The 17,250-nt window shown below is 69.3% G+C and carries 12 protein-coding genes and 2 pseudogenes; 10 read left to right on the top strand and 4 right to left on the bottom strand.

Annotation, left to right across the window (positions count from 1 at the left end; all coding sequences use genetic code 11):
- Nucleotides 1-64 precede the first annotated feature (64 nt).
- On the bottom strand, nt 65-3,799 hold the full coding sequence (locus AC07EJ_RS29705) for a S8 family serine peptidase (protein ID WP_478885414.1): 3,735 nt from the start codon (nt 3,797-3,799) through the stop codon (nt 65-67).
- 302 nt (nt 3,800-4,101) lie between these two features.
- Nucleotides 4,102-5,202, bottom strand: coding sequence for an Lrp/AsnC family transcriptional regulator (locus tag AC07EJ_RS29700; RefSeq protein ID WP_478885413.1), 1,101 nt, complete (start codon nt 5,200-5,202; stop codon nt 4,102-4,104).
- A 104-nt stretch (nt 5,203-5,306) separates the two neighbouring features.
- On the opposite strand from AC07EJ_RS29700, the gene AC07EJ_RS29695 reads away from it, so the two are divergent.
- A complete protein-coding gene (locus AC07EJ_RS29695; protein ID WP_389489977.1) occupies nt 5,307-6,509 on the top strand; it encodes a M20 metallopeptidase family protein in 1,203 nt (400 codons plus the stop codon).
- Nucleotides 6,506-7,993 (top strand): MFS transporter, encoded by a 1,488-nt coding sequence (locus tag AC07EJ_RS29690; RefSeq protein WP_478885412.1) that lies wholly within the window; start codon nt 6,506-6,508, stop codon nt 7,991-7,993. Before AC07EJ_RS29695 ends, AC07EJ_RS29690 begins: the two co-directional genes overlap by 4 nt.
- A 122-nt stretch (nt 7,994-8,115) precedes the next feature.
- On the opposite strand, the gene AC07EJ_RS29685 is transcribed toward AC07EJ_RS29690, so the two are convergent.
- Nucleotides 8,116-8,775, bottom strand: coding sequence for an MSMEG_1061 family FMN-dependent PPOX-type flavoprotein (locus tag AC07EJ_RS29685; protein WP_478885411.1), 660 nt, complete (start codon nt 8,773-8,775; stop codon nt 8,116-8,118).
- A gap of 86 nt (nt 8,776-8,861) precedes the next feature.
- On the opposite strand from AC07EJ_RS29685, the gene AC07EJ_RS29680 reads away from it, so the two are divergent.
- The 5 genes and pseudogenes from AC07EJ_RS29680 (at nt 8,862) to AC07EJ_RS29660 (ending at nt 12,917) form a co-directional block, all read left to right on the top strand.
- Entirely contained in the window at nt 8,862-9,191 is a 330-nt protein-coding gene (locus AC07EJ_RS29680; RefSeq protein WP_389489984.1) for a helix-turn-helix domain-containing protein, read from the top strand.
- A 366-nt stretch (nt 9,192-9,557) separates the two neighbouring features.
- Nucleotides 9,558-9,810 (top strand): annotated as a pseudogene (locus tag AC07EJ_RS29675) (IS5/IS1182 family transposase); the annotation flags it as partial.
- A 136-nt stretch (nt 9,811-9,946) separates the two neighbouring features.
- Nucleotides 9,947-11,272, top strand: coding sequence for an ATP-binding protein (locus tag AC07EJ_RS29670; RefSeq protein WP_478885410.1), 1,326 nt, complete (start codon nt 9,947-9,949; stop codon nt 11,270-11,272).
- Nucleotides 11,273-11,582: 310 nt separating this feature from the next.
- The gene (locus tag AC07EJ_RS29665) at nt 11,583-12,020 is read left to right on the top strand and encodes a universal stress protein (RefSeq protein WP_389489987.1); all 438 of its coding nucleotides are present in this window, start codon (nt 11,583-11,585) and stop codon (nt 12,018-12,020) included.
- Nucleotides 12,021-12,035: 15 nt separating this feature from the next.
- Entirely contained in the window at nt 12,036-12,917 is an 882-nt protein-coding gene (locus AC07EJ_RS29660) for a universal stress protein (protein ID WP_478885409.1), read from the top strand.
- A 13-nt stretch (nt 12,918-12,930) separates the two neighbouring features.
- On the opposite strand, the gene ppk2 is transcribed toward AC07EJ_RS29660, so the two are convergent.
- Entirely contained in the window at nt 12,931-13,734 is an 804-nt protein-coding gene (ppk2, locus tag AC07EJ_RS29655) for a polyphosphate kinase 2 (RefSeq protein ID WP_478885408.1), read from the bottom strand.
- A gap of 48 nt (nt 13,735-13,782) precedes the next feature.
- Between ppk2 and AC07EJ_RS29650 the strand changes: the two genes are divergently transcribed.
- From AC07EJ_RS29650 to AC07EJ_RS29640, 3 genes and pseudogenes are all read left to right on the top strand, one after another.
- Nucleotides 13,783-16,167: a phosphoketolase family protein gene (locus tag AC07EJ_RS29650; protein WP_478885474.1), complete on the top strand. Its 2,385-nt coding sequence runs from the start codon at nt 13,783-13,785 to the stop codon at nt 16,165-16,167.
- 79 nt (nt 16,168-16,246) lie between these two features.
- A pseudogene (locus AC07EJ_RS29645) lies at nt 16,247-16,465 on the top strand (hydrolase); the annotation flags it as partial.
- 53 nt (nt 16,466-16,518) lie between these two features.
- Nucleotides 16,519-16,998, top strand: coding sequence for an SRPBCC family protein (locus tag AC07EJ_RS29640; protein WP_478885407.1), 480 nt, complete (start codon nt 16,519-16,521; stop codon nt 16,996-16,998).
- The last annotated feature ends 252 nt before the right edge of the window (nt 16,999-17,250 follow it).

The following is a 17,250-nucleotide window of genomic DNA, read 5'->3' as shown; positions in this document are numbered from 1 at the left end:
GCTGGGAGTAGGTGTGAGGGGAAGGGCCCCGGGGAGTCGGCTCCCCGGGGCCCGACAGTGCGGTTCATCGCAGGCCGTACGCCCGGATGATCTCGTTCTTGACGCTGAAGCCGCTGTCCGTCCCGGCGCTCGCGCGGACCGAGAGGAAGCCGCCGGGCTTCTTCGCTGTCCTGAACGAACCCGTCCAGTAGCCGTGGGCGCCCTTGGCCAGGGTCACCTTCTGCCAGGTGGCGCCGTCGTCGTACGAGACGTCCAGCTTCACCTTGGTGACGGTGCCAGGCACGGTGCCGAGGTCCATCGACACCGGCTTGAGCGAGATCTTCTGGGCCGCTTCGGCCTTGACGTCGCCGTGCAGGTCCGACTCGAGCTTGTAGTCCAGGTTCAGCACCGAGAACGGCTCGAAGGAGTCCGAGTCGACGGTGTCGGACATGAACGTCCACTCGGTGTGGGTGCGCGTCGACAGCCGGAAGACGTCACCGGGTCGCTCCGCGTCGAGGACGGCGCGGTAGGGCAGGTTGCCCGCTGGTACCTCCTCCCACTGCATGTCTCCGCTGACCGGGTTGTCGTGGATCAGCGTGTCGCCCTGGAAGATCTGCAGATGGGACGGCGTCTCCCCCCACGGCAGGTAGCCGCCCAGCCGCATGTTGTCGCTGGCGGAGGCCCACGCCTGCACGTTCCAGGTCATGTAGTTCTGCCAACGGGAGTTGTACACACCGAAGGACTCGCTCTGGCCTGGCCGGGTCGCCGGGGCGAACCAGTCCAGACGGGTGGTGCTGCCCTTCGCATACGTGTTGTCGCCCGACACCATCGACCACGGCAGCGGTCCGTCGACGCCCTGCGTGTGGAACTCCCTCCAGACCTGACCCGGAGTCACCCACTCGGTGCGGGTGCCCGGATGCCACTCGCGCTCGGGGAGGTTGAACGACGGGCTGAGGGTGAAGTCGGACCGGTAGCCTTCCGCCAGTCCGCCGTCCGTGGCCGAGTAGTAGCGGGCATCGATCCGGGCGAGGTCACGCTTGGTCGGCTTGTAGACGAGGGCCCGGTTCGGCACCTGGCCGGGGTAGTCCCGGGTCAGGTCGTAGACGAACGGCGTGTACTCGGTCTGCTTCGCGGTCAGCTTCAGGATGCCGGCCTTGGCCATCGCGACAAGGGTCCTGCCCGCGTCGCGGTGCACGGTGGCGACTGGGATGGTCGACTCGCCGACGTACTCCATCAGGGCGCCGACACCGTCGTTGACCACGATCAGTGCCTTGGCGCCAGCCGCGACCGCGGCCTCGGCGCGCTCCTGCGGCGAGACCTCGTCGCTGCGCTTGATGACGACGACCTTGCCCTTGGCCTTGACCTTCTTGTATTCGGCCGCCGCGCCGTTGCCCGCGTAGACGGCGTCCAGTTTGTCCGTGGCCGTGTCCAGGGTGCTGCCCGCCTGCACCAGTGCCTCGAAGCGGAGCCGACCCCCCATTGCGCTCAGGCTGAGCTGCGGCTCGCCCTTGCGCCAGCGGGTGGTCAGCATGAACTCGCCCTGCTTCATCGGCTTCGTCGGGGCGACGTAGACATCGTCGTACGTCGGCGGCAGCACGTACGCGCTGCGGTAGTCCGTGAAGGGGTCGAGGCCCTTGTAGTGGACGTTGAAGTCGACCTTGCGCTGGCGGTCCTGGGTGCGCTGCGGCGCCTCGGTCTGCAGTAGGCGTGCCTTGCGCGCGTCCAGCACCACGTCCATGGAGCGGTCCTTGAGCACGGTCTCCGGGTCGACCAGCACGGCCAGACCCGAGCGGTCTGCCTTCTCGCCGGCCACGTCGAGGTACCCCGCGACGGTGTACAAGCCGGGTGCCATGCGCATGGTGGTCGAGCCGTCGACGTAGACGTTCCACGGCCAGAAGTCGCCGGCCAGGTTGACCGTGACCCAGCCGGCGGCGGGCTTGCCGTCCCGGCCGACCAGGTTGATGTTCAGGTCGTAGCGCTCCTCTTCCTTGAGCAGCGCCACGGACGTGCGGGTCACCGGCTTCCCGGTGGCCGCGTCGGTGCCTATGACGTAGCCGACGTGCCGGCCGGCCGAGGCGGCTTGCGGGTCACCGGTCACCGGGACGGCGGCGGTGCCGCCCGCCGGGACGGTCACCTTGGTCGCTCCCAGTGTGAACGGGCCGCCGTCGTCGGTCAGCGCCAGGTTCAGCGTGACATCGGCCGAACCTGTGTTGGTGAAGGTCAGGTCCTTCGTGACGGCGACGTCGGTCGGCTCGTGCGGCCATGTGTAGTTGCCGAAGAAGAGCGATCCGGTGCCGCGGACCGTGGTGCGCACGGCGGCGGCCACGTCGACACGGCCGGTGCCGACCTCGTACGGCGAGTACCCGTCGTCCAGGCCCTTCGCGGTGCTCATCAGGTGTTCCTTGAGCTGCGCGCCGGTCCAGTCCGGGTGCTGCTGCGCCAGGATCGCCGCCGCGCCGACCACGTGCGGGGTGGCCATCGAGGTGCCGCTGAGGGTGCGGTAGAGGCCCTCACCACCGTCGGTCATGTCCTGCGAGCGGGCCGCGGTGATGTCCACGCCGGGCGCCGCGATGTCCGGCTTCATGCCGCCGGAGTAGGCCAGTGGGCCGGTGCTGGAGAAGGACGCGAGCTGGTCCTGCTTGTCCGTGGCGGCCACGGTCAGCGCCGAGGCGGCCGCGCCCGGGGAGGAGATGCTCTCCGGGCCCGCGTTCCCGGCGGCGATGACGAAGAGCGTGCCGTACTGCGCGGACAGCGCGTCGACCTCCTGCGACATCGGGTCGCTGCCGTCCGTCGGGTAGGTGTCGCCGAGGCTCATGTTGACGACGTCCGCACCGGATTCGGCGGCCCACTGCATGCCGGCCATGACCCAGGAGTCCTGGCCGTAGCCCTCCGCGCCGCCGAGCACCTTGCCGACGAACAGGTCGGCGCCGGGGGCGACGCCGTTGTAGTCGCCGCCGGAGGCGGCGCCGGAGCCGACGATCGTGCTTGCCACATGCGTGCCGTGCCCGTTGAGGTCGGTGACGCCCTCACCCGGCACGAAGCTGGTCGTGCCGTCGATCAGGCCGGCCAAGTCGGGGTGGTTGACATCGATGCCGGTGTCGAGCAACGCGACCTTGACACCCTTGCCGGTGTAGCCGGCCGCCCAAGCCTCGGGCGCGCCGATCAGCGGCACGCTCTCCTTCAGGTTGGCCTTGACACGACCGTCGAGCCACAGCTTCGCCACACCCGCGCCCAACTTCGCGCTGCCCTGCGGCGCGACGGTGGTCCAGAAGGTGCGGGCTTGCCGCTTCTCGGTGCTGAGCGCGGCACCGTGGATGCCTTTGAGCTTGCGGGTCAGCTTGCTGCCGCGAGGGGCCGTCGGCTCGACGGCCGAGCGGGACTTCGGCTGGGCGTACGTCGCGATCAGCGGCACCGCGGCCGACTTCGCGTCGTCGTAGCCCATCTCGATCAGGTCGGTGACGTTGAACAGCCGACGGTCCAGCTTGTCCCTGCCCAGCAGCGGCACCGCCTCGTCCGGGATGACGAACAGGTCACCCTTGATCTCCTGGATCTTTACGCCGCCGACGGCGCTGTCCGGCCGGTCGACGTCGGCGGTCTGCTTGCCGTCGGCCATCGTGGTGACCGTGACGACGTCGCCGGTGACCAGGGTGACCTTGTGGGTCGCCGAGGGCTTGGCGGGAACGGTGGGCTTGCTCGGAGCAGCTTGTGCGGGCGCTTGCAGAACTGCGAGCCCCGACGCCAGAAGCGGCACCACGGTGGCAGTCGAGATCAACTGCCAGCGTCTGCGCCGGAAGGCAGAAGACTGAGAGGGGGAGGACATGCCAAGGGTCTATCGGCCGGTAACGCCCGACGTGAAGGCCTGATGACGGCAAGTCCACGCCATGGCAAGGACTTGCCAGCCGCAAAGCGCTGGAAGCCGGGCAAGACTCACTTGCCGACGTGGAGCCCCCCCCCGCGCCGTACAGGTGCCAAGAAGCGACCACGTGCTCAAGACGCCGCCCGACCAGATACTCAGGACGTACACCCACCCCGTGCAACGGGCACTCGCTCAACCTTTTCGGCTGCACCGATGACCGTACCGTGAGGCAAACTCCCAGCTCATGCCCACACACGGGGCAAGCCTTAGGGAGTGTCTTCCGGATCTCGCCAGCTGGCGCCGGCCGTGCGGACGTCCAGCGGGACGCCGCCGATGCGGTAGCCGCGTTCGTCGAGCAGATGGCCGCTGAGCTTTAGTGGCCAGAGGGCCACGGCCCGGTCGGTGATGTCCAGGTCGGGGGTGCGCTGGGCAAGTCGTACCTCGAAGCGCTGGGCGTCGGCGAGGGACTTCACCCAGGCCACGACGAGGACATTGTTCCGGCCGGTGAGACCGGCGCACAGCCGTACCTCGCGGGCGCCGGTGACGGCGCGGGAGACGCTCTCCAACTCCCTCGCGGCCACCCTCCCCCAGAGGATCACCGTGACCGGCCACTCCGACAGAGGGCGGGCGACCTCGCAACGGGGCTGGAGCATGCCGGCGCCGAAGAGCCGGCCGAGTCGGCGACGGACGGTGTCCGGGCTCGTTCCGCAGACGTCGGCGAGGGCACGGTAGGTGGCGCGGCCGTTCATGGACAGGGCTCCGACGAGGGCGTGGTCCAGGTCGGTGAGGGGGAAGACCGGGGTGTCGGTGCGGGGAGCGCCGGTGTCGGCGAGACGGGCGATCTGGGTGCGGTCGAGGGCGCGCAGCCGCCAGCGGCTTCCCTCGATGTAGACGGTGCTCGCGAGGTGGGTGCGGGTGGCGACGATGCCCTGCATCGAGCCGATGCCGCGAGTCACCCAGTGGGTGAGCGCGGCGAGGTCTGGGGCCATCACCGTGAGCAGGAGGTCGCGGTCTCCGCTGACGTGTTCGACGGTGGTGACGTGGGGCAGCTCGGCGAGGGCCCGGGCGACGGTCAGCACGCTGCCGCTGGCGCAGTCCACCTCGACGACGGCGAGCAGTCCCTGTCCCGTCGCGGCGAGGGCGGGCGACGGGGAGCAGCTGATCCAGGCGGCGCCGGTTTCGGTGAGCCGGTGCCAGCGGCGGGCCACGGTGACGGCGTCGAGTCCGAGTACCGCGCCGATCTCGTTCCAGCCGGCGCGTGGGGCGATCTGCAGCGCGTGCACCAGGGGCTGGTCGACGTCGTCGAGCGTCCGTACCGACCCGTGCGCGGAACTCCGTACCGGTCCGTTTCCGGAATGCTGCGTCATTCGATGTCCCTTGCGCGTTTCCTGCGATTCGGGCCGGTCGGACGGGTCAGGGCTTCAGTCTTGCCCCACCGATGGCCGGAACCGTATCAGGAGGTTGACGCAGCATGTCCGTACTGGAACGCGCCAGGGAGCTCCAGCCCGATCTCGTGCGGCTCCGCCGCTCGTTGCACCGCGAGCCGGAGCTCGGCCTCCGGCTCCCGCGTACGCAGGAGAAGGTCCTCGCCGCGCTCGACGGGCTCCCGCTCGAGATCACGCTGGGCCGGGAGCTCACCTCGGTCACGGCCGTGCTGCGCGGTGGCCGTCCCGGCGGGGCGGTGCTGTTGCGGGGTGACATGGACGCGCTGCCGGTGGACGAGCTGACGGGGGTGGAGTACGCCTCCGAGCTGCCGGGCCGGATGCATGGCTGCGGGCACGATCTGCACACCGCCGGGCTCGTCGGTGCGGCGACGCTGCTCGCGGACCGCCGGGAGAGCCTCCAGGGCGATGTGGTGTTCATGTTCCAGCCGGGCGAGGAGGGGCACAACGGGGCCGGCGCGATGATCGACGAGGGTGTCCTGGGCGTGGCGGGCAAGGCGCTCGACGCGGCCTTCGCCCTGCACGTCTCGGCCAATCGGCTGCCCGGCGGCTGGGTCGCGTCCCGGCCCGGCACGGTCATGACGGCGTCCGACGTCCTGCGGGTGACGGTTCGTGGCGAGGGCGGGCATGGTTCGGCTCCGCACCATGCCAAGGACCCGGTGCCGGCCGTCTGCGAGATGGTGACCGCGCTGCAGAACTGGGTGACGCGCACCTTCGACATCTTCGACCCGGTGGTGGTGACTGTTGGGCGGTTGCACGCCGGTACGCAGCAGAACGTCATCCCGGACACGGCCGAGTTCGAGGCGACCGTACGCAGTTACTCCGAGGCCAACCACGAACGGCTGGCCGTGGGGCTGCCGCGCCTGGTGCGCGGGATCGCGGACGCGCACGGCCTGGACGTGGAGGTGGAGTACGAGATGCTCTATCCGGTCACTGTCAACGAGCCGGCCGCGACCGCGTTCGCGCTGGACACTGCGCGCGAGCTGTTCGACGCGGGCGAGGTGTGGGAGGCGCCGCAGCCCGCCAGCGGTTCGGAGGACTTCTCCCTTGTACTGCACAAGGTGCCCGGTGCGATGCTGCTGGTCGGCGCGGCGCCCGAAGGCGTGGACGTGGAGAAGGCGCCCCAGAACCACTCCCCGCGGGCGGTCTTCGACGACCGGGTGCTCCACCGCCAGGCGGCGCTGCTCAGCGAGCTCGCGGAGCAGCGGCTCGCCGCAGGGGCGTCGGCATGACGGAATCGTGCGGGACGGGCGAGGTGGCGGCGCCCCGGGTGACCGCCGTAGTCGGCCTGCTCGTCGTCTTCGAGCTGGTCAGCGGCTTCCTCCAGGGTTCGGCGCCGGCGCTCGTGCCGGCTGTTCAGGACTGGCAGTCCATCAGCGCGTCCAAGGCGCAGTGGTACATGGCGGTGCAGTTCCTCGCGGCCGCCGTCGCGGTGCCCGTGTTCGGGCGGCTCGGAGATCTGTACGGGCACCGTCGGCTCACCCGGATCGCGCTGGTCTGCGTCGCGGCGGGCACCGTCCTGGTGGCCCTCGCACCGAATCTGATGGTGCTGCTGGTGGGCCGTGCCCTGATGGGCCCGCTGGCGGCGCTGCTGCCGCTGGAGATCGGCCTTGTACGGGACCGGCTCGACCTCGACGGCGGCCGGCAGGCAGTCGGGCTTCTCGTCGGCGCGCTCACCCTCGGCTCGCTCCTCGGCCACGGCCTGGTGGGCCCCCTGCTCGAACTCACCGGCGGCGTCCCGGCCACGCTCTCCGTCCTCGCCGCGCTCGCGTGTGCCTGCCTGGCCCTGTCGTACTGCGCGATCCCGGAGTCACGGACCCGTGCGCCGGGCCGGATGGATTGGACGGGGGCGCTGCTGCTCGGGCTCTCACTGCTGATGTTCCTCGGTACGACGGCGCGCGGCGCGACCTGGGGCTGGACCTCTCCGATCACCCTGGGCGGTCTCGTGCTCTCCCTGGCCCTGCTCGCCTGGTGGGTCCGGATCGAACGGGACCGGCCGCACGCCCTTGTCGACGTCCGGGCGGTGGCCCGCCGCCAGTCCGCGCCCTACTACGTCTCCGGCTTCCTCTTCGGCGCCGTGATGCTGGGCGGGCAGGCGGTGGGCATCTCGTATCTGGCCGCGTCCACGGCCGACGAGGGGTACGGGTTCGGGCTCACGACCTGGGAGATCAGCGCGTGGGGCGCGGTGCCGCACGTGCTGGCTTTCGCCGGTGCAAGCCTCGTCGCCCGGGTGGCAGCTCGCACTGGCTACCGCCGTGTGCTGCTGCTCTCCTTCGCGCTGATGGCGGCCGGGAACGTGGGACTGATCGCCGCACACACCGCTCTGCCCCTCTTCGCCCTGGCATCCGCCGTCGCTGGCCTCGGCATGGGCCTGGCCTTGGGCGGCCTGCCCACTCTGATCGTGGAACGCAGTGCCAAGGACCGGACGGCGAGTGCGACCGCCGTCTACAACAACCTGAAGACCCTGGGCGGCAGCGTCGCGGGCGCGGGCTCGGCGGTCGTCCTCGGCTCCGTCGTCGTCGAGGGCACGGAGGTCCCGGCGCTCTCCGCGTATCTGACGATCTGGGGGCTGAGCGCGCTGCTGTGCGTGGGCGCTCTGGTCCTCCAGGTACTGACGGGACGTGACGTGCATGCTCCGGGTACGACGGGGGACCTCGACTCCAGCGGGCGTACGCCGGGCGGTAGGTCCACGCCGGGCACCACTCGGGCGGCTTGAACGCGACACTCGGCCGCGGTCCTTCGCCGACCCGAAGACACTTACGGGCTGACCCGCGATTGGTCTTGGCGCGTGCTGGCCTGGGGGTTCGGCTGGCTGGTGTTCACTCGCAGCTCGGCCTGCTACTCGTACCGGTACTTCAGCGAGTCCGCCTCCGCCTGCTCGATGTCGGCGATCGTCAGCTCCGGCATCCGCAGCTGGGCCAGCGTCACCTCGGCCGAGGTCGGCTGGGCGTCCGCCGGCAGCCACTGCTCCGGCTTCCAGGCCCCGCTGCGCAGGAGCGCCTTGGGGCAGTGTGGGTAGACCTCCTCAATCCCCAGCACCAGCGCACTGGCCGGCGGCTTGCCCACGGCGGTCAGCTGCGACAGCAGCTCGGGGCGTGTGGAGACGACAGCCCGGCCATTCACCCGCAGGGTGGTGGTCCGCCCGGGGATGACGAACAGCAGCCCGGCCCGTCCGGTGGCGATGACGTTCTGCAGGGTGTCCAGACGCTTGTTGCCGGTCGCGTCCGGTATCGCTACCGTCCGTGCGTCCAGGACGGCGACGAATCCGGCGGGGCCGCCGCGCGGGGAAACGTCGCAGTTGCCCTGGGCGTCCGCGCTGGCGACCAGGACAAGCGATGAGCAGCCGATCAACCGCCGGGTGTGCTCGGTGAGTTCGGTCATCTGCTTGCGAACGGCCGCGTCGCCGGGGAGTTCGTACGCCCGGCGCAATGCCTCCTGGTCGGGCACGGCGTCGTGGCGGAGCGAGTCGAAGGCGCTGCCGGCAAGGGGTGTCGTCATGCCTCCGACCCTAACGAGCCGACTTGCGATTGATCTTGGTCGGTGGGGGCGGGGGCATAGAGACGGCCAAGCAAGTTGTCCGGTGTGTGACGATCAAACAGGCCCGCGCGGCCATGTCCCATCCTGCCTTCTGCGGGCTGTCGCGCCAACATCTGGGCGAGTTGGCCGCGGAACTCGCCCCTCGCTGGGTGGCACGCTGCGAGTCCGGGCGTCACGGGCGACGTGAGGGCGACCGTCGGCGGGAGGCGGGGGAGGGGCCGAAGCACGAACTGGTCTTCATCGACCGGCTCCTGGTGACACGGGTCCATCGGCGGACCGGGCTCACCCATGAGGCGTTGGGCGTGCTCTACGAGGTGGGATCCTCCACGATCGGCCGGGCCATCCGGCTGCGGACCCTGGAGGACGTGTTCGCCTAGGCCGCGGCCGAGGACGTCACCTTGCGGATCGACGGGATGGAGCCCCAGGTCCGCCGTCCACGGGCGGGTCGTCCCGGCCGGCGGGCCTTCGTCTCCGGCAAGCACAGGCAGAACACCGTCAAGACCACCACGATCAGCGACGGCCAGGGCCTGAGGGGTGTCAAAATCTCCGCACGTGCTGTGAGCTGGGGTTTTCCTCTTGGACCTGGGTGCCGTTGCCGGCGGACACCGCGTCGAAGGCCTGGGTGAACTTGGCGTCGCGGTCCCTGATCAGGGAGCGGAACGGGTGGGCGCGGTCCTCGAGTTGGAGGAGTTGCGGGCCTGCCGGGTGACCCAGTCGCCGGTGGGATGCGTGGTAACGCCGACAGAGTGCCCCGACAGGGATCCGGCCGTCCTCGCCGGCGACCCCGACACGTCCTGGGCGACAAGGCATGCAGTTCCAAAGCCATCCGCAGCTGGTTTACGCACCCGCCGCATCACCAGCCCCCTCCCCGAACGCGTCGACCAGAAGGCCAACCGGGCACGGCGAGGAAGCCGCGGCGGGCGGCCACCTGCCTTCGAACCGGAGCTCTACAAGCGGCGCAACGCGGTGGAACGGTGCTTCAACCGGCTCAAGCAAGTGGTCCTGGTCGACCAATGACCACGCTCACGTCGTCGCTGTGGCGGCCCTGTTGTCACCGGCGGATCGTTCGACGTGCGCCTGCGTGACGACGGCGCGGAGAATGGAACAAGGATCCGGTGCCGGGAGGACCGCCATGCCCCGGGGCAGCGGCGGTGACCTCCCCACGAAGGTGGTGACGATGCAGACGTGGCGATTGCGGGATTTCCGCGACGACGATCTGGACCGTGCCATCCAGATCTGGGACCAGAATCAGCAGGCGGACGGGGCACCTGCCGTTTTCCCCATATCGGAGGTCGTGACCGCGGCCAGGGCCGACGGGCCGACCGTCGTGGCGGTGGTCGGTGACGAGTTGGTGGGCATCGCTGTGGCGCAGACTCACGGCGAACGGGGCTGGATCACCCTGGTGGCCCTGGGCGTGGGGTGGCGTAACCGCGGGATCGGAAGCGCCTTGATCGCCGAGATCGAGCGGCGCCTGCGGTCACAAGGGGCCCGCCGGATCGGTGCACTCCTCGCACCGGGGGCGACCGGATCCGCTGCTTTGGAGCACTCCGGTTACCGGTCCCGCAGCGGGCTCGTCTTCTACGAGAAGGTCGAGCACCTCGGCGCGAGCGACGCCGGACTTCTCGCGGAACTCGGGGGAAGGATGGTGCCTGCGGGACTGTGGGACAGCCTCGCGGGAATGGAACGGGTGAAGGAGACCATCGAGCGGCGGATCGTGCTGCCGCTGGCCCAGCCCGCGCTCGCCGAACAGTACGGAGTGGTGCCGCCGAAAGCGGTCATCCTCTTCGGGCCGCCGGGCACTGGCAAGACCAGTTTCGCCAAAGGGGTCGCCGCCCGGCTGGAGTGGCCCTTCGTGGAACTCTTCCCCTCCCGGCTCGCATCATCGGGGGAGGGAGGACTGGCGACCTCCCTTCGCGAGGCGTTCACCGATTTGGCCGAGCTGGAGACGGTGATCCTCTTCATCGACGAGGTCGAGGAGATCGCCTCCGTCCGGTCCGGCACTGCCGTCGACCCTGGTCACGGAGTCACCAACGAACTCCTCAAGCTGATACCCGGCTTCCGTGACCACGATGACCGGCTCCTGATCTGCGCCACGAACTCCGTCCGCTCCCTCGACCCAGCGTTTCTACGGCCGGGCCGCTTCGACTACGTCATCCCCGTCGGCCCTCCGGATCCGGTGGCCCGGACGGCGGTCTGGCAGCGCTATCTCGGCCCCGCCGCGGCCGGTGTCGACCTGCAACGCCTGGTGGAAGCCAGCGAGATGTTCACACCGGCCGACATCGAGTTCGCGGCACGCAAGGGCGCGCAGACCGCCTTCGAACACGAAGTCGCCCACGGGAAAAGCGCACCGCCCAGCACAGAGGACTACCTCCAGGCTATTGCGCAGACCCGCCCCACACTGACCGACCAAGCGCTGAAAGATTTCGCCGAGGACACCGAGCAGTACGTGCGCATGTGACCTCGAGACGTCAGCCCCATACATGATGAGGATCTCTGCTTGACTCTCTGTGACGGGAGCCGTCTGTTCCAGAAGCCGGTCCGCTCGCCGTACAGCACGTCCGCCTGGCCGCACCACCCGCAGTTGAACAGGAAATCCACCGCTGTCCCGCGGCGACGGGGGACGAGCCGATGATGACGCTGACTCATGTGGCGGACTTCAGCGAGCCAGGGCTGCTATCTCTTGTCTTCGGGGTTGTCCGGGAGGCGAAGACGGGGACAGCAAGTCCGCCTGCCTGCGCAAGGGATCGCGCGGTGGCCGGCCTCTCGGCTTGCCCGAGGAGGCATGTCTGCCAGGCACGTCCCTCCATGTTGTCCGCAGCTGGGATCTGCCGCTCTACATCGCCCGCGGTCTGGCCGCCGACCTCGCGGCGAGCGCACGGCTCCTGGACGAGGAGGCTGCCGCGGTGACCGAGGTGCTGCGCCCCTGGCGGCAGACTTTCGCGACAGCGAGGGTCACCGAGGACTCCCGGTCCGGAAAGGCGCCCGACTACCTGGTCGAGGCCTCCCGCCACGCCTCCTTGGTGGTCGTGGGCCGTCGTGGGCGCCGCTCTGTGCTCGGCACCCACATAGGGCCGGTCACCCACGCCGTACTGCCACGGCCCCTGTCGCGGTGGTTCCCCATGAGTGATCACCTAGGAGAAGTGATTCTCGTGAAAACAGCGCCGGTATGGGCTTGCGTCGTGGCGCTGACCGAATCCGAAAACTGAAGGAAGGTGAAGGCCGTGGAGCTCCCCGTGGTCGTGGGCGTCGACGGCTCCGAGTCGAGCATGCGCGCGGTGGACTGGGCGGCGGACGAGGCCGTCCTGCGCGGGGTGCCGCTACGGCTGGTGTACGCGTCGTTGTGGGAGCGCTATGAGGGAGCGGCGCTCGCCGAGACCCTCGACGAGTCTTCGGAACAGGTGCTGGCCGACGACATTCTTGATACCGCGGCGCGGCGCGCCCACCACCGTGACAGCAAGCTGAAGGTCACCACCGAGGTCCTGCCCGAAGACGCGGGCAGCGCTCTCCTGCACGAGGGGCGGAACGCCTGTGCCCTGGTCCTTGGATCGCGTGGCCGCAGTGGTGTCGCCGAGGTGCTTCTCGGCTCGGTCTGCCTCGCGGTGGCCGCCCGTGCCGACTGCCCCGTGTTTGTGCTGCGCGGCAGTCACGACAACCAGGCCAGGACCGGGATGTTGCAGAGGATCGCTCTCGGAGTCGGCGAGGAGCAGCAGAACTCGGAGGCCGTGCGCTTCGCCTTCCAGGAGGCACAACGCCGTGGAGCCGCTCTCGACGCGGTGCGGGCCTGGCGCAGCCCGGCGCACGAGTCGGTCGATCATCCGCTGCTTGCGGGAGAACCTGCGCGTTCGCACGAGGAGCGGGCGGTGGAGATCCTTGAGTCGGCGCTGAGCGAGTTCGCGGCGGAGTACCCATCGGTGGAGCTGCGGCGGCGGACCGCCGAGGGGCCCGCCCGCAGGGTGCTGCTGGACGCCTCGACGCGGGCCGACCTGCTGGTTGTCGGTGCCCTGCGGCGCCGGGGCCACCTTGGCCTTCAACTCGGCCACGTCGCGCACACGGCCCTGCACCATTCGCGATGTCCCGTCGCCGTCGTTCCGCAGCGGGGCTGAGCACGTGTCCGGCTCAGATGCCCGCCGCGTGGTCGGGGACGTATCTCTGCAGGTCACGCGGCGGGCGTTCGTAGCCGGTCGACGGAGGCCGCGGCGGGAGCTCGAGCACCGGAGGGGGCACCTCGTGGTAAGGCACGGAGTCCAGCAGGTGGGCGATCATGTTCAGTCGCGCCCTGCGCTTGTCGTCACTCTCCACGACGAACCACGGTGCGTCCGACGTATCGGTGTGCACCAGCATCTGGTCCTTTGCCCTGGAGTAGGCCTCCCACCGACTGATCGACTCCAGATCCATCGGGGAAAGCTTCCACCGCCGCGTCGGATCCGCCAGCCGGCGACTGAACCGCTCCTGCTGCACGGCGTCGCTCACCGAGAACCAGTACTTGCGCAGCAGGAGGCCGTCCTCGATGAGCATGCGCTCGAATACGGGGCATTGGCGGAGGAAGAGCTGGTACTCCTCTTGGGTGCAGAAGCCCATCACATGCTCGACACCGGCGCGGTTGTACCAGCTCCGGTCGAACAACGCGATTTCCCCGGCAGCCGGCAGCTGCTCGACGTAGCGCTGGAAGTACCAGTGCCCGCGTTCGCGTTCGGTCGGCTTGGGCAGGGCCACGGTCCGCGCGACGCGCGGGTTGAGGTGTTCGGAGACCCGCTTGATGGTGCCGCCCTTGCCTGCCGCGTCCCGTCCTTCGAAGACGACCACCAGCCGGGCGCCCTCGGTGCGCACCCACTCCTGAAGCTTCACCAGCTCCGTCTGAAGACGCAGCAGCTCCCGCTCGTACGCCGCGCGCGGCACCTTCGCGGCCTTCTCGCCGGCCATGCCGCCTCCTACGCCCGAAGACTTGCCTCGATGACTTACGGAGTCACCATGCCCAAGGTCGAACACCCGGACAGCACGGTACTGACCGACGACGAGCTACGCACCCTGGACGCCCACTGGCGGGCCGCGAACTACCTTGCCGTCGGCCAGATCTACCTCATGGCCAATCCGCTGCTCGTCGAGCCCCTGACACCCGCCCACATCAAGCCGCGCCTGCTCGGCCACTGGGGAACGTCGCCCGGCCTCAATCTCGTCCACACCCACCTCAACCGCGCCATCAAAGCCCGTGACCTCGAAGCGCTGTGCGTGTGGGGACCGGGCCACGGTGGGCCCGCGGTCCTCGCGAACTCCTGGCTGGAGGGCAGCTACAGCGAGACGTACGCGGACGTCACGCGTGACGCGACGGGCATGGAACGCCTCTTCAGGCAGTTCTCGTTCCCGGGCGGCGTGCCCAGCCATGTGGCTCCCGAGACGCCCGGGTCGATCCACGAGGGCGGTGAACTCGGCTACTCACTCGCTCACGCGTATGGAGCCGCCTTCGACAATCCGAACCTGCTGGTCGCCTGTGTGATCGGCGACGGGGAGGCGGAGACCGGTCCCCTCGCTGGGTCCTGGCACTCGAACAAGTTCCTCGACCCGGTCCACGACGGCGCTGTCCTGCCGATCCTCCATCTCAACGGTTACAAGATCGCCAACCCGACCGTACTGTCCCGCATCCCCGAGCCCGAACTCGACGAGCTGCTGCGGGGATACGGGCACGAGCCGATCCATGTGACGGGCGACGACCCGCACGAGGTCCACCGCGCGATGGCCGGCGCCCTCGACCGTGCGCTGGACTGCATCGAGCTGATGCAGCGCACGGCCCGCGAGGGCGGCGTGGCCGAGCGGGTGCACTGGCCCATGATCGTGCTGCGCACGCCGAAAGGCTGGACGGGACCCGCTGAGGTCGACGGCGTGCCCGTCGAGGGGACCTGGCGGGCCCACCAGGTCCCCCTGGCCGGCGTACGCGAAAACCCGGATCATCTGCGGCAGTTGGAGGCATGGCTGCGCTCGTACCGCCCCGAAGAACTCTTCGACCCGGCGGGGCGGCCCAGCGCGGACGTCCTTGCGTGCGTCCCCGAGGGGGACCGCCGGCTCGGCGCCACGTTGCACGCCAACGGCGGCCGTCTCGTGCGCGATCTGCCGATTCGGCCCCTCGACGGCTTCGCCGTCCCCGTGGACAAGCCGGGCGCCACCCTGCACGAGCCCACCCGCGTTCTGGGCAGCCTCCTGGAACGGATCATGGAGGACACCTCCGGCCGCCGTGACTTCCGCCTGGTCGGGCCCGACGAGACAGCGTCCAACCGACTCGAGGCTGTCTATCAAGCCAGTGGCAAGGCCTGGCAGGCCCAGACCCTCCCGGTGGACGAGCACCTGGACCGACACGGCCGCGTCATGGAGATCCTCTCCGAACACCTCTGTCAGGGCTGGCTGGAGGGCTACCTCCTCACCGGCCGGCACGGACTGTTCTCGTGCTACGAGGCGTTCGTCCACATCGTCGACTCGATGGTGAACCAGCACATCAAGTGGCTCAGGACCTCGCGGTCACTGGAGTGGCGCGCTCCGATCGCCTCCCTCAACTACCTGCTGACGTCGCACGTCTGGCGGCAGGACCACAACGGGTTCTCGCACCAGGACCCCGGCTTCGTGGATCACGTCCTCAACAAGAGCCCCGAGGTCGTACGGGTGTACCTGCCGCCCGACGCCAACACGCTGCTGTCCGTCGCGGACCATGTCCTGCGCAGCCGGGACTACGTCAACGTCGTCGTCGCGGGCAAACAGCCCTGCTTCGACTGGCTCTCCATGGACCAGGCCCGCGCCCACTGCGCGCGCGGCGCCGGAATCTGGGACTGGGCGGGGTCCGCCGACGGGGAACGAGAACCCGATGTCGTCCTCGCCTGCGCGGGCGACGTCCCCACCCTGGAGATCCTGGCGGCGTCCGACCTGCTGCGGCGCCACCTGCCCGAACTGGCCGTCCGGGTCGTCAACGTGGTCGACATGACCCGCCTGCTGGCCCGCGATGAACATCCCCACGGGATGAGCGACTTCGAGTACGACGGGCTGTTCACGGCGGACAAGCCCGTGATCTTCGCCTACCACGGCTACCCCTGGCTGATCCACCGTCTCGCCTACCGCCGCACCGGACACGGCAACCTCCATGTCCGCGGCTACAAGGAAATGGGCACGACCACGACCCCGTTCGACATGGTCGTCCGCAACGACATGGACCGCTACCGCCTGGTGATGGACGTCATCGACCGAGTGCCCGGCCTCGCTGTCCGGGCCGCCGCCGTACGCCAGCGCATGGCCGACGCCCGCACCCGGCACCACGCGTGGATCCGCGAGCACGGAACCGACCTGCCCGAGGTCGCCGACTGGGCCTGGAGCGCGTAAGGCCCTTTCTCGCGAAGGAGTTCACCGCCATGACAGACATGACCGCCCGGCACGACGCCAACTCGACGGCCGGCGAACGATGAGTGGTGAACGGAAGGCAACGGCCGCCGTGCCCCGCGCGTTGCGAGGTACGGCAGCCGTGGTCTTCGACACCGACGGTGTCGTCACGGACTCGGCCCGGGTGCACGCCGCCGCGTAGAAGACGGCCTTCGACAGCTTCCTGCACGCCCGGGACCCGCAGGGACAACCGCCCTTCGACATGCGCGACGACTATCTGCGGTACGTCGACGGACCGTCCCCCTTCCGCGCCAGCGGGAGGCCCGAGATGAGATGACAAGGAGCGTGCACACCGTGGACCAGGAGAGCGTGAGCGCCACCCTGACTGTCGCCACGCCCGACGCGAAGGTGTTCGCGGTGCTGGCGGACCCGGCGACCCATTCTGCGATCCATGGCACCGGCTGGGTTCAGGAGCCTGTCGACCGGGCGCCGCTGACCGATGTGGGGCAGATTTTCCGGATGGACATGTATCACGCCAACCATCCAGACGGTGACTACCAGGTGGTCAATAAGGTCCAGGTGCTCGACCCGCCGCGCGCGATTGGCTGGCTCACGGGGACGGACAAGGGCGATGGTCACCTGGAGTTCGGCGGTTGGATCTGGCGTTACAACCTTGCGCGGCTCGGTCCGTCCGAGACTGAGGTCACGCTCACCTACGACTGGTCGGCGGTGCAGCAGTTCATCCGGGATCGCGGCATCCAGTTCCCGCCCTTCGGGCCTGAGCATCTCACCAACTCGCTGTACCACCTGGCCGAGCTTGTCTCTGGTAGGTGATGTCGTCGACCAGGATGACCATCAGTACCGAAGACCTCGGATGCAGACGATACCGGCTGGCGCGCCCGCTTTGATCTTGCCATCCGAGTTAGTCCTTGCAGGTCGCCGGGCTACAAGCGACTAACTTCGCTGTCAAAGGACAGTGGGCAGTTGTCCCGTCTCCGTCGATCTGGTCCGTGTCTCAAGCGAACGGGTCCGATTCGCTCAATGTCTCAGATGATCGAGTCCCCGAGACCGTTCGATCGGCGGACA

Source organism: Streptomyces sp. NPDC045026, assembly GCF_056432625.1.
This window is presented reverse-complemented; position numbering and strand designations above follow the sequence as displayed.

Excerpts from the sequence above, each read along its gene's own strand:
- AC07EJ_RS29705 (WP_478885414.1), bottom strand. The coding sequence starts at position 3,799 with ATGTCCTCCCCCTCTCAGTCTTCTGCCTTCCGGCGCAGACGCTGGCAG.
- AC07EJ_RS29700 (WP_478885413.1), bottom strand. The coding sequence starts at position 5,202 with ATGACGCAGCATTCCGGAAACGGACCGGTACGGAGTTCCGCGCACGGG.
- AC07EJ_RS29695 (WP_389489977.1), top strand. The coding sequence starts at position 5,307 with ATGTCCGTACTGGAACGCGCCAGGGAGCTCCAGCCCGATCTCGTGCGG.
- AC07EJ_RS29690 (WP_478885412.1), top strand. The coding sequence starts at position 6,506 with ATGACGGAATCGTGCGGGACGGGCGAGGTGGCGGCGCCCCGGGTGACC.
- AC07EJ_RS29685 (WP_478885411.1), bottom strand. The coding sequence starts at position 8,775 with ATGACGACACCCCTTGCCGGCAGCGCCTTCGACTCGCTCCGCCACGAC.
- AC07EJ_RS29670 (WP_478885410.1), top strand. The coding sequence starts at position 9,947 with ATGCCCCGGGGCAGCGGCGGTGACCTCCCCACGAAGGTGGTGACGATG.
- ppk2 (WP_478885408.1), bottom strand. The coding sequence starts at position 13,734 with ATGGCCGGCGAGAAGGCCGCGAAGGTGCCGCGCGCGGCGTACGAGCGG.
- AC07EJ_RS29650 (WP_478885474.1), top strand. The coding sequence starts at position 13,783 with ATGCCCAAGGTCGAACACCCGGACAGCACGGTACTGACCGACGACGAG.